We start from the raw sequence: 13131 nt of genomic DNA, 5'->3' as shown, positions 1-13131 counted from the left end.
ATGACGGACTCTCTTCCTTCAAAAATCCGCAATATTCCCCGGCTGGTGATAACCGCCGGGGAGCCTGCAGGCATTGGTCCGGACCTTTGCCTGCTGCTTGCCACTCAGAATCCAGAGTTTTCCAGATCAGTCCAGCTGGTGATTGCGGCTGATCCAGAGCTGTTATCCCAGCGAGCTGAACAGCTTGGCCTCCCGGTAACATTGCAGACGTTTGATCCGGAAAATGAACAGCCATCAGCAGCGAATACTCTATTGGTTGCACCGGTGGCTATGGGGGCTTTACCTCAGGCTGGTATTCTCAATCCTGCCAATAGTCAATATGTTCTGGATACGCTCACTCTGGCAGTTGAAGGCTGTGTCAGTGGTTTATTTGACGGTATGGTGACGGGGCCGGTCAGTAAAGAAGTGATTAATGATGCGGGTGTGCCGTTCAGTGGGCATACCGAATTTCTTGCTGAAAAAACGGCAACAGAAAAAGTAGTGATGATGCTGGCAACCGAAGGTTTGCGAGTTGCGCTGGCAACCACGCATCTGCCTTTGAAAGATGTATCTTCAGCCATAACGCCAGATTCACTGACCAAAGTGATTCGAATTCTGAACCATGATCTTCAAACAAAGTTTGGCATCGCTTCGCCTAAGATTCTGGTGTGTGGACTAAACCCCCATGCCGGTGAAGGTGGTCATCTAGGCTCAGAAGAAATCGATACCATTATTCCGGTGCTGGAAACGCTTCGGGCAGAAGGTATGAATCTGACCGGCCCACTGCCTGCAGATACGTTGTTTCATCCCGTGCATCTCGAAAAAGCCGATGCCGTTCTGGCCATGTATCATGATCAGGGTTTGCCGGTGTTGAAATACAAAGGTTTTGGCAATTCGGTCAATATCACCCTTGGGTTGCCCATTGTCCGCACCTCTGTGGATCACGGCACGGCTCTAGACCTCGCCGGCTCTGGCAGGGCAAATCCGGGTAGCCTTTACACCGCCATCAACTCCGCCCTTGAGATGATTGGCTAGAAAAAATCCACGCCGACCGTTAATATCCTCCAATTCGAATCAATCGCCATAGGGTTCGCGCTATGGTCGGTTTCATCACCAGATGAGCAATAGTTTCATGTCTCAATCAGCTGTTCCGTACCACAAAGCCCGCAAACGTTTCGGTCAGAACTTTCTTCATGACCCAGGCGTGATCGGTGAGATTATTGCGTCTATCAGCCCGAAAAAGGGTCAGCATCTGGTAGAAATTGGCCCGGGGCAGGGCGCTTTGACCGCCGATGTTCTGGAAAGAGCCGGTGAGTTGGACGTGGTCGAGCTGGATCGTGACTTGATTCCAACCTTGTTACTTCGCTTTGGCTTGAATGACCACTTCAGAATCCATGAAGCGGATGCGCTCAAATTTGATTTTGCCAGCCTGAAAACCGATGAGCGCCTGCTGCGCATTATTGGTAACTTGCCTTATAACATATCTACACCGTTGATCTTCCACTTATTAAGCTTTGAAAGTTTGATCGACGACATGCACTTCATGCTGCAGAAAGAAGTGGTGCAGCGTTTGGCAGCACAGCCGGGTGAGAAGCATTATGGTCGGTTGGGCATTATGACGCAGTACTACTGTCGGGTGGATTATTTGTTCACTGTCGGCCCTGGCGCTTTCAAACCGGCACCGAAGGTAGATTCTGCTATTGTGCGCATGACGCCTCACCGTGAATTGCCACACCCTTGCAAAAGTGTTGAGAAGCTGGAAGTGGTTGTGCGTGATGCCTTTGGTCAACGTCGTAAAACCATTCGAAACACCTTGAAAGCGCACGTAAAGGTTGAGGAGTTGGAAAGTCTGAATATTGACCCTTCTGCCCGACCTGAAGTGCTGACACTTGCCGACTTCGTTCGAATTGCCGATTATTTGGTTGAACGATAAGCCGCGGGAACAAACAATGGCGACATACGCAGTAGGCGACATTCAAGGCTGTTACGATCCACTCATGCGCTTGTTGGATGAGCTGGCCTTTGACCCGGAGCAAGATAAACTCTGGGTGGCCGGTGATATGGTCAATCGAGGGCCGGATTCGCTCTCGACGCTGCGCTATTTGAGGTCTCTTGGCGATCGGTGTGTGGCGGTTCTTGGCAATCATGACTTTCATCTGCTGGCTATAGCCAGCGGAATCCGCAATCCTCGGCTAAAAGATACCCTTGATGAGGTGCTGGAAGCGCCGGATGCAGATGAATTGATTCATTGGCTCCGCCATCGTCCAGTCCTGCATCACAGTAAAAAGCGCCAGATCACCATGGTGCACGCAGGAATTCCACCGGTGTGGAGCATTGAGCAGGCGCAAAAAGAAGCTCGCCGATTAGAAGACGCCTTGCGCTCGGATGATTATGTCTATTGGCTAAAGAAAATCTTCAAGCCCAGCAAACCTCGCCCGTGGGACGACGAATACAAGCGCAAACGCAAAATCCGCATGACCGCAGCCTACCTGACGCAAATGCGCTTTTGCGATGCGCATGGTGTGCTGGACATGGAAAGTAAAGGTACAAAAGCTCAGAAAGGCTTTGCGCCTTGGTTCAGCTTTCCGAAGAGCCCTTCCTATAATGAGCAAATCATTTTCGGACACTGGGCATCTCTGGAAGGGGAAACAAAAAGAGTAAATATTCACGCCATTGATACAGGCTGCGTGTGGGGGAAAACACTGACTGCCCTGAATATTGACACCTTTGAACGTATAGAGGTGGGTGGTTAATGGCTCGGTGGGTTTGACCGAAGTATTGATAATTGCAGAAAAAGTGGATCAGATCAGTATTTGGGATTCTCTCGATAGGATCCGAAGATAAGTCACTTTATAATCGTCAACGAAGATAATAGCTATGGATCGCGCATAATATGGCCGCAAAACAATCCAAATCAGTAACGTTTGTCTGGCAGGGCAAAGATAAGTCCGGCCGGAAAGTAAACGGGGAGATGCAGAGCTCTAGCCTGGCGCTGGTCAAAGCTGAGCTTCGTAAGCAAGGCATAAACGCCACCAAAGTCACTAAAAAAGGAATGTCGCTCTCTTTGGGCGGCAAGGGGAAAATCACCCCCCTTGATATTGCCCTGTTTACCCGACAGCTGGCGACCATGATGAAAGCGGGTGTGCCGCTACTTCAGGCCTTTGACATCACAGCGGAAGGTGTCGAAAAAGAAGCGTTAAGGGATCTTATTGTTAAAATTAAAAATGAGGTGGCCAGTGGTAGCACCCTCGCAGACTCATTAAGCAAACAGCCAGAATATTTTGATGATCTTTATTGCAGCCTGGTCGGTTCTGGTGAGCAGTCTGGTGCATTGGAAACCCTGCTTGATCGTATCGCCACCTATAAAGAAAAAACAGAGGCGCTTAAGTCGAAAATCAAAAAGGCCATGAACTACCCGATTGCGGTTGTGGTGATTGCCATGATCGTAACCGTCATTCTGCTGGTAAAAGTAGTTCCGCAGTTTGAGGAAGTATTCCAGGGCTTTGGTGCGGAGCTCCCCGCCTTTACACAGATGGTCATCGGGCTTTCTGAAGTCGTTCAGGCCTATTGGTTTGTTGCTTTGGGTGGGATTATTGCGTCTATCTTTATCCTCAAGAAAGTGCTGGCAACCTCTCAGAAGGCAAGAGATACCAAGGATCGTTTCGTTCTGAAGCTGCCAATTGTTGGCGAGATTCTGGATAAATCAGCAGTGGCGCGTTTTGCCAGAACCCTTGCAACCACATTTGCTGCTGGTGTGCCGCTAGTCGATGCGTTGGACTCTGTTGCCGGTGCAGCGGGTAATGTCGTCTATTCCGATGCCACGAAAAGAATCAAAGAAGATGTATCTACGGGTCAGCAATTACAGTTTGCAATGAAGAGCTCCGGTATTTTCCCCTCCATGGCCATCCAAATGGTGTCCATCGGTGAAGAGTCTGGCGCATTAGATGAAATGCTGGATAAGGTTGCCACACACTATGAGACCGAAGTGGATAACATGGTGGATGGTCTGACCAGTTTGATGGAACCGATCATTATGTCGGTTCTGGGTGTTTTGGTAGGTGGTTTGATCATCGCCATGTACTTGCCGATCTTCCAGTTGGGGGCCGTTGTTTAACGACAGTTGTCGTTTTTATAATCCTATCGCTAAATTCAAGAGGTCAGCTGAAATCACTTTAGCTGACCTTTTTTATGGTTATCATATTTATCGTATTGTTTACTGTTGAGCTGCATCAGTATTTTAATATGTCGCACAGATAATAATGGATTGCATCGATAATGCTCTGGATGATTGCCGTCACAACCCTGGTACCAGAGGCCTGCCTATAAGAATGAATTGATGATCAACAAAAATATGCTTCACGACTGGGAAAGCCCGCAAATTACTTCTCGTAATCGCCTGACCGCACACACACCTTTGAGTAGCTGGCGCAATGAATCTGAAGCGCTTTCTGAATCCATCAGTGATTCACTGCTAAGTCTTGATGGTTATTGGGCTTTTGCATTTTACGAGTCTCCCTCTTTGGTTTCTGAGCCCTTTTGCCGGAAAGGCGTTGATACCGATCAAACTATTCTGGTTCCCGGTAACTGGCAGCTGCAGGGATATGACAAACCCATCTACACCAATGTGAAATACCCATTCCCCTGCAACCCACCCCATGTGCCTGCAAAAAATCCGACCGGCTGTTACTCCACAACGTATAAATTACCTGAACATTGGGCTGCGGATAGTCAGACCCGAATTATTTTTGATGGTGTGAACAGCGCCTTTTATCTTTGGTGTAATGGTGAAGAGGTAGGCTATTCACAAGACAGTCGTCTGGCAGCGGAGTTTGATCTTTCACCCTTTTTGCAGCCTGGCGACAACCATCTCAGCGTGATGGTCTTGCGTTGGTCAGGCGGCAGCTATCTGGAAGATCAGGATATGTGGTGGCTCAGCGGTATCTATCGCTCTGTGTGGCTACTGAATAAACCGGCACAACGATTGGTTGATATACGGGTAACACCGGATCTGGATGACCGTTATCAGCACGGTTCATTAAACATCATTGCGGATACAGAGAATGGTGAAGGCCTCTCTATTCGCACGACACTGTATCTTGACGGTGTTGAGGCTGTCTCTAAATCTTCCCCTGTGGGCACTCCAGCCATGGACGAAAAAGGAGGGTACAGTGATCGAACCATACTGCAACTGTCCGTCAATAACCCACAGCAGTGGAGTGCTGAAATTCCAACACTATACCGGTTGGTAGTTACTCTGGTTGACCCGGTATCCGGTAAGGACATTGAAAGCGAGGCTTACGACGTTGGCTTCCGAAAAGTAGAAATCAAAAATGGACTGCTGACATTAAATGGTCAACCTTTGATGATACGTGGCGTGAATAAACACGAACATCACCCTGCCACCGGCCACTACGAAACCATTGATGATGTGCGTGAGCATCTCATGTTGATGAAACAGAATAACTTCAATGCGGTTCGTTGCTCTCATTACCCACACCAACCGGCATTTTATCAATTATGCGACAGGTTAGGTTTGTATGTGGTTGATGAAGCCAATATAGAAACCCATGGCATGACGCCAATGCGCAAGTTGGCGGATGACCCCATGTGGGTCAACGCGTTTCTTGAACGCATGATGCGTATGGTCAGCCGGGATTTCAATCACCCTTCTATTATTATCTGGTCTCTGGGGAATGAGTCGGGCTATGGCGCGGCTCACGATGCTATGTATCAGTGGACAAAGCACACCGACTCTTCGCGCCCTGTTCAATACGAAGGTGGCTGTTCCGATACGCCGGCAACAGACATCATCTGTCCGATGTATGGTCGAACCCATGAGGATCAGCCACAACAGTTTCTTGAAAAAAATAAATGGGCATTAACCAAATGGATTGGCATGCCCGGTGAGAAACGGCCAATTATTCTCTGTGAATATGCCCATGCTATGGGTAACAGTCTGGGCGGCTTTGCCGAGTACTGGCAGGCTTTTCGCACGCACCCACGCTTGCAGGGCGGATTTATCTGGGATTGGATGGACCAGGGATTGGATAAATATGATGACAATGGTCAGCACTTCTGGGCTTATGGTGGCGATTTTGGCGATGAAATTAATGACCGCCAATTCTGTATCAATGGCCTGTTATTCCCGGATAAGACACCTCACCCAGCACTTTTTGAAGCCAAGAGGGCGCAGCAGCCTTTTACCTTTGAACTGACGTCTACCCACCCACTCAAGGTCAAAGTAACCAGTGAGGCTTGTTTTGCAAGAGCTGATAACCATCTGCTGGTTTGGCAGGTGCTATCGGGAAACGACGTCATCTGTAATGGAGAGCAATCATTAAACATCGCACCTTCAGAGACAGAATTATTGTCGCTAAGTGAACAGTCGCTGGGGCTTGTTGGCAAAACACCAAGACTGAATCTTTCCATTATTCAGGTGGAGGCTACATCATGGTCGGATGCGGGCCATGAAGTGGCGCGTCAACAATTCCTGTTGGGAGGTTCTTTATCTCATCAGATAGTGATACCAAAACTCTCAAGAACAGCTGTCATGGTAGCGACAGCAACTGGCTTTTCCATTACAACGAGGTCGTCCAAGTGGCTGCTGGACGGTAGCAGCGGCCAACTGGTCAGTTGGATAAAAAACGACAAAGAACGTTTGTTGTCACCGGTGATGGACAATTTTTATCGTGCACCATTGGATAATGATATTGGTGTCAGCGAAGTGGATCGTCCAGATCCTAATGCCTGGATGCCCCGGTGGAAAAGAGCTGGTTTGCATAACCTTCAGCATCGATGTCTGTTGGTGGAAAGTGATGTTGAACAAAGCCTGATTATTGCTCATCACGGCTATTATCATCCGGAGCAGCCAGACAAGCAGATGTTGCGAAGTGTGTGGATGTACCGATTCACTGACGATGGCAAAGTGCGTATCGATATTGATGTGACGGTGGATAATGAATTACCCCCAATGCCAAGAATTGGAGCCTGCTTGAGGTTAAATGCTGTACCAGAAGTGGTGCAATGGTTTGGTCGCGGGCCCCATGAAAATTACCCTGATCGAAAGTTGAGTGCTGATATTGGGCATTGGTCGCAAACCGTTGAAGATATGCACACACCTTATATCTTCCCAACGGATAACGGCCTTCGCTGTGACACCACAGAGCTGGCACTGGGTGATGTTCACGTTGGCGGAGCTTTCCATTTCAGTGTTAGCCAGTACGGACAGAAACAGTTAACGAAAACAGCCCATACCAACGAGCTAAATGCAGAAGATGGTGTATATGTTTATTTGGATGGGTTTCACATGGGCGTTGGGGGGGATGACTCTTGGACGCCAAGTGTCCGGCCAGAATATCTTCTGAGTCAAAGTAATTACCAGTGGTTCTTTGAGCTCTGTTAATAGCTGTAGGTTTACAAGGAACCTCGCTCCCATGCTGTGCGTGGGAGCCGGAAACCCTGATGTTTGGGGTATGCATTCCCACGCTGTAGCATGGGAGCGAGATGCTGTTTCATGAGACCTTCGGGGTAACGGTATAATGTGAATCTAATACCCGTACCCAGCGGTCTACATCAATTCAATTCCAACTTAACAATATTCAGAAAATACTCAATTCCCAGCGGAATAATGTTGTCGTTAAAATCGTACTTAGGCGTATGAAGTGCAGCTGATTCACCGTTACCAATGAATGCAAATACTCCGGGTACTTTTTGCTGATAATAGGAAAAATCCTCAGAAGGCGTTACCGGTTTGATATCACCATCCCACTGCGCACCAACAGTGTTCATCGCTGCAGCTTCCGCAACTTTCATTTTTTCAGAATCATTGACTACCGCAGGATAGCCATACTGAACTTCCACTTCTGCAGCACAGTTATAAACAGCTGCAGTCTTCTCTGCTACTTCCTTTAGCCGTTCAAAGACCATTGAGTGAACGTTATTGTCATATGCACGACAGGTTCCGCTCATTATCACTTCCGATGGAATGACATTCCGCACGTCAGGGTCACCAGCATGAATATGTGCGATGGACAACACGGCAGCATCTACCGGAGAAACATTTCGACTAACAATGGATTGTATGTTCGTGATGATGGCACCCAGTGCAACGGTAGGATCAGTGGTTTGATGGGGCATGGCGCCATGACCACCGGTACCTTTGATAACCATTCTCCATGATCCGCCACAGGCCATTAGTGGGCCGGGTCGGCTGGCGATGGTACCTGCTGGAATGCCCGGCCAGTTATGAACGCCATACACGGCATCAATCTCTGGGAACCGGGTAAAGAGGCCGTCGTTAATCACAGCAAGGGCGCCAGCAAATCGTTCTTCCGCAGGCTGGAATATCAAATGTACCTTGCCGCTGAAATCTCTGTGCTGGGCTAGATAGGTAGCAACACCGAGCATGATGGCTGTATGTCCGTCATGTCCGCAGGCGTGCATAACACCGCAGTTTTCAGAAGCATATGGAAGGTTGGTGTCTTCTATGACATTCAGTGCGTCCATATCGCAACGCAGCAGGATCTCCCGACCGGGTTGGGTTCCTGTAATAGTGGCGACAACACCAGTTTTACCCAAACCTGTTGTAATGTTGATGTCGTATTTTTCGAGAATACGGATAACCAGTGCAGAAGTACTCTCTTCCTTGAAGCCGGTTTCGGGGTTGCGATGAATAGTATGACGAATCTCCGTCATATCTCTGGATATATCCGCGATAATATCCCGGTTAATGATCATAATTTGAAAACCATGAAATACTGTTATCTTTATAAAAAAGGCACCTGCCGGATTGGGAGGTGCCATTCATGTCACTGTTAAATCTACTGTAGGTTACAGAGTTAACAAGATAGAAGTACCGGTAGATACAATCAGTGCAACTATCATAACTGGTGCAGTCCGTTTAACAATATCAAAAGGACTCACGCCTGCGATGCCGGCAACGCCGATAATAACCCCGGCGATAGGCGACATAGAACGCGCAATACCTGAACCCAGCTGCATTGGCAGCAACATTGCCACAGGCAGAACACCCACTTTAGCAGCAATATCCGGAACCAGTGCGGCAAAGCTAAAGAATGGTGCGTTACCAGAACCCATCAGGATGGAGAACAGAGCGATAACAACAACCATAAGGATAATCAGCACCGCCATTGGGATAGAAGCAGACGTCGCTGCGTTGATGGCGGTTTCCAGAATGCCGATGGTTTTTAAACCACTGGCAAATACCTGACCGGCAACAATCAGGGTAATCACTCGTGCAAAGGCATTACCCATGCCATCAAAGAAGACCAGGATAGAGCTCATGGTGTCTTTAGCGCCTTGACGGGCTATCTCACAAACCATGGCAATGGTCAGGGAAACAAACATTGCCGTTGGAATGTCGATCTTAACAGACGACATAATCATTTTACTGAAGGTAAAGATCAGAGCCAGTGGTACCAATGGAAGCAGGGAGTACCAGATTGGCGCGGCTTTATCCTTAACATCGACGTCTACTTCTTGGCTGTATTCGGCACCGTGCCCTTTAGTATCGTAGTAACGCTGCACAAAGAAATGCATAACAGCAATTACTACAGCGGTAATACCACCCACGATGAACTGGTAGTTCATGAAGTAGTCAGTCACTTCCAGGCCGGAGTTAGATGCCGCCATCACTGAGTTGCCAGAGGCTGGTCCCAAATCCAGGCACGCGGAGGTAGCGATCACGGCAACAGCAGACAGTTTACTCACACCCAGCTTGGTCAATACAGGATACAGCGTCACCATCAGCAACAGGCCAAGACCTGCAGCGCTTGGAATGAAGATGTTTAGCATCTGGCCAGCCAGATAACCCAGCGCCATAACAATATAAGGTGACTGGAACTTCTGCAGAGGTTTCAGGGTCACCTTTACCAGCACTTGGGAAGCACCGATGTGATCCATATACTTGGCGAAACCGGCGACGGCCATGATGTTTAAACCAAGGCCGGCAACAGTAGAACTCATGGTCACCTTAATAAAGGTGAACAGATCCAGCATTACAGAGCCACTGCTCTTAGCTTCTGCCAGAGGTACACCGTTATCGGTGACAATGGCAGCACCCAGTAACAATAGGCCACCAAAGAACAGGGAAGCCTGAGCGTTGTACTTCTTAAATATCAGATAGCCTATTAAGACAATTACTAACAAGCTGAAAATCGTAGTCATATTAAATCCCCCATGGATAAACTACGGTGAAATGGAGTTACTCAAAATTTCCACTGACCAGAAGCTCATGGTTCTGCATCAGCATTTGTCCTTTGGCGATGACACTGTTTAGTGTGAAATCGTCGTTAAATACGCAGAGGTCAGCATCTTGCCCAACATCGATTCGACCTTTATTGATGCCCAGAGAAGCGGCGACGTTAGCCGTCATCATGGCGATTGCATCAGCAGGTGTTATTCCGGCGTTGATGAGCTGGGGTAAAAGCAGCAGGTTGTTATCTACTGCTGCAGCGGTGAGCCCAATCACTTCTCCCTGTTCATTGAACTTCGGAATACTTCCATTGCCGTCTGAGCTGATGGTGATTCTATTGGCGGGTACACCGGCTTCCATCGCAAGCTTGATGGCTTGTTCTGGAGGCGTAAATCGACTGCCACCAGAAGTGATGTCGATCATGCCGCCTTTAAGGGCAAACTGAATGGCATCCATAAATAACGCTTCAGTGCGGGCAACATGAGTAGGAGAGAAGTGTTGAATTGGCAGCCCCATCTCCAGCAATGCATTCACTTGCTCGAATGGTTGCGGTAACCCGCCCATATGAATATGAAGTACGCCTTTTTTACCGGCCAGCAAACTGGCGATACGAATGTCGGAAACAATTCGAGCCAGCTCCTGCGTGGTTGGGAAAGAGCAGCGGTGATCGGCCAGAGCAATTTTTACGCCGAGTACAGAAGGTAGAAAGGTCAGATCATCACGGATGGACGCGGTAATGGTTTTTGTCGGCACTTCATAGGAGCCGGTATGCATATAGGCAGTAATGCCTTCCAGATTCAATGCAGCGGCTTTGACGTATAAATCTTTTGGAGAACGGGAGATACCATCGGTACCGAGAACACCAACGACGGTGGTCGTTCCGGATTTGATCAGGTTGGAAAGAGTGACTTGTGGTGTACGGCTGGTATACCCGCCCTCGCCACCGCCACCAATCAAGTGAAGGTGTTGATCAATTAAACCGGGAGTAACGATCTTTCCTTTGCAATCTATAATGTTGATATTGGCCAGACCGGAAACATTCAGCTCCGGTTCTATTGCTAGTACCGTTCCCTGACTCAGCAATATATCCGTTTTGCCAACATGTTCCGGCTTAAAAAAGTCGGTGTTTTTTAAAAGAGTGAACATAAGATGACTTGAGACAATAAAATTGCGAATTAATTATTGGAATCAAGTATTTCTTTGAATGGATCGCTTGATTCGATGACGGTTCAGAGAGTACGACTAATGGCTTTAAAAGTATTTTTATTTCCATTGCTGATTGCGAATAATACTATTCGCTCAAAACATAACTTGTTTGATAGAATTGGATTTAAGTATCCGATCATATTAAATTCAGGTTTGGAAGTTAGATGTCTTCTCTGGAGTTTAAATGGCTTCATGATTTTATGAGCCTTAAGGAGTTAGGGAACTTTTCGGCAGCAGCAAAAGCCCGACATGTTACCCAGTCTGCATTTAGTCGACGCATTCAAGCATTGGAGCTCTGGGTTGGTATTCCATTGTTTGATAGAACGTCTTACCCCGTTACGTTAACCCTGGATGGTGAGAAATTTGTTACCTATGCTGAGCGAATGTTGCTTCTGATCAAAGAAACCAGTGATGATTTTTCATCCTTTGCTCTCAAAACAGACAACACTATACGTATTACTTGCCTTCACTCCTTTGCGCTGAACTTGATGCCGCGACTGTTCCATGCAACTCAAGATCTCTTTGGTCACTTGAATGTTTCACTGACTCCATCAGTTCAGGGCGTTGATAATCATTTCAACTCCCTGATGGAAAATCATACGGATGTTCTTTTTGTCTATGACATGCCGGGCATGCGCCCTGCTTTTCTACTGGAAGATAAGGTGGAGCAAATGGTGGTTTACACGACCCGCATTATTCCGGTGATTTCGCCGGAGTTGGTCGTTAATCGATTAACTCCGATTCCTTTTCTAGCCTATTCAAAAAATACATTTCTCAGTAATATTGTGAACGCCATTATTGAAAAACAAAAACCATTATTGAAACAAGTTTTTGAAACCACATTAAGTGAGTCGTTAATCAGAATGGCTGTTAATGGTGCCGGTGTTGCATGGGTTCCTTCTCATGCGGTTATTGATGAGCTGGAGGCAGGCAAACTTACACAACTATTTTCTGATGATGCTGGCTTTGAAGTGCCTCTTGATGTTGTGGCGTATCGATCAAAAGAATCCAGACGAGATGCAGTTCATGATTTTTGGCAAGGATTAAACGTTTTTTCTGACAAAGAAATTAATGTTTAGGGTTTGTTTTATTGATTTGGGTCAGTGTTATTTGTCAGGTGAATGTCTTTTAAAATGCCGCATTAAAAATGCGGCATTGTCTTTTTACCAGTTTTTCTCGGCGGTAATACGAATTACCTCAATGACAACGTTACTGGCAGCTTTCAATGAATCCACCGGTAAATACTCGTAAATGGAATGGAAGTTATGGGCACCGGTAAAAATATTTGGGCACGGTAGCCCTTTTTGTGAAAGAACGGCGCCATCATAACCACCACGCATGGGTGTTGCAGTCATGGTGATGTTGTTTCTGGCATAGGCTTCTCTGGCTATGGCAATAGGAAAACTTGCATCGCCTTCAAGACTGTTTGCCACGTTTTCATAACGGTCAGACAACTGAACTTCGATACTGCTTTCTCCCCACAGCGTTGCGCAGCCTTCACTGAGGGTTTTCAGAAATGCCATGCGCTGCTGATAGCCTTTTCGGGTAAAGTCGCGAATGTCCATTTTCAACACTGTTTTTGCGCTATTGCCACTGAGTTCTTTTACCCAGAAATAGCCTTCGCGGCCTTCGGTATATTCTGGTGCTTCGCCAGGCGCAGCCACTCCCGATGAATATGCGACACAATCCATTATCAGAAAATTGTCGTAAGCACTATTTGATAGAACAATGAA

At 47.4% G+C, this 13131-nt stretch carries 9 protein-coding genes and 1 pseudogene; 6 read left to right on the top strand and 4 right to left on the bottom strand.

The genetic code is table 11. From position 1 onward, the window contains the following. From pdxA to Q1B11_RS18695, 5 genes are all read left to right on the top strand, one after another. Positions 1-1014: a 4-hydroxythreonine-4-phosphate dehydrogenase PdxA gene (gene pdxA, locus Q1B11_RS18715; protein WP_299735250.1), complete on the top strand. Its 1014-nt coding sequence runs from the start codon at positions 1-3 to the stop codon at positions 1012-1014. A 97-nt stretch (positions 1015-1111) separates the two neighbouring features. Beyond that, positions 1112-1912 carry a 16S rRNA (adenine(1518)-N(6)/adenine(1519)-N(6))-dimethyltransferase RsmA gene (rsmA, locus tag Q1B11_RS18710; RefSeq protein ID WP_299735248.1) on the top strand — a complete coding sequence of 267 codons (801 nt, stop codon included), beginning with the start codon at positions 1112-1114 and terminating at the stop codon, positions 1910-1912. A 16-nt stretch (positions 1913-1928) separates the two neighbouring features. Next, positions 1929-2732 carry a symmetrical bis(5'-nucleosyl)-tetraphosphatase gene (locus Q1B11_RS18705; protein WP_299735246.1) on the top strand — a complete coding sequence of 268 codons (804 nt, stop codon included), beginning with the start codon at positions 1929-1931 and terminating at the stop codon, positions 2730-2732. A gap of 140 nt (positions 2733-2872) precedes the next feature. Then, positions 2873-4093 (top strand): type II secretion system F family protein, encoded by a 1221-nt coding sequence (locus tag Q1B11_RS18700; RefSeq protein ID WP_299735244.1) that lies wholly within the window; start codon positions 2873-2875, stop codon positions 4091-4093. Between the two features lie 222 nt (positions 4094-4315). Beyond that, entirely contained in the window at positions 4316-7381 is a 3066-nt protein-coding gene (locus Q1B11_RS18695; RefSeq protein WP_299735242.1) for a beta-galactosidase, read from the top strand. Between the two features lie 170 nt (positions 7382-7551). On the opposite strand, the gene Q1B11_RS18690 is transcribed toward Q1B11_RS18695, so the two are convergent. The 3 genes from Q1B11_RS18690 to iadA all read right to left on the bottom strand — a co-directional run bounded on the left by Q1B11_RS18690 (position 7552) and on the right by iadA (position 11338). Then, a complete protein-coding gene (locus Q1B11_RS18690) occupies positions 7552-8715 on the bottom strand; it encodes an amidohydrolase (RefSeq protein WP_299735240.1) in 1164 nt (387 codons plus the stop codon). Between the two features lie 93 nt (positions 8716-8808). Next, complete coding sequence (gene dcuC / locus Q1B11_RS18685; protein ID WP_299735239.1) at positions 8809-10164, bottom strand: C4-dicarboxylate transporter DcuC; 1356 nt, start codon at positions 10162-10164, stop codon at positions 8809-8811. A 37-nt stretch (positions 10165-10201) separates the two neighbouring features. Continuing rightward, positions 10202-11338: a beta-aspartyl-peptidase gene (gene iadA, locus Q1B11_RS18680; RefSeq protein ID WP_299735237.1), complete on the bottom strand. Its 1137-nt coding sequence runs from the start codon at positions 11336-11338 to the stop codon at positions 10202-10204. A 224-nt stretch (positions 11339-11562) separates the two neighbouring features. Here iadA and Q1B11_RS18675 point away from each other — a divergent pair, with 224 nt between their 5' ends. Next, positions 11563-12477, top strand: a complete 915-nt coding sequence (locus Q1B11_RS18675) for a LysR substrate-binding domain-containing protein (protein WP_299735235.1) — start codon at positions 11563-11565, stop codon at positions 12475-12477. An 84-nt stretch (positions 12478-12561) separates the two neighbouring features. On the opposite strand, the pseudogene Q1B11_RS18670 reads toward Q1B11_RS18675, so the two are convergent. Further along, positions 12562-13131 (bottom strand): annotated as a pseudogene (locus tag Q1B11_RS18670) (hypothetical protein); the annotation flags it as partial.

Origin of the sequence: uncultured Endozoicomonas sp. (genome assembly GCF_947495845.1) — a bacterium.
Classification (GTDB): domain Bacteria; phylum Pseudomonadota; class Gammaproteobacteria; order Pseudomonadales; family Endozoicomonadaceae; genus Endozoicomonas.
The sequence above is the reverse complement of the archived record's forward strand: the minus strand, read 5'-3'. Positions and strand labels throughout refer to the sequence as shown.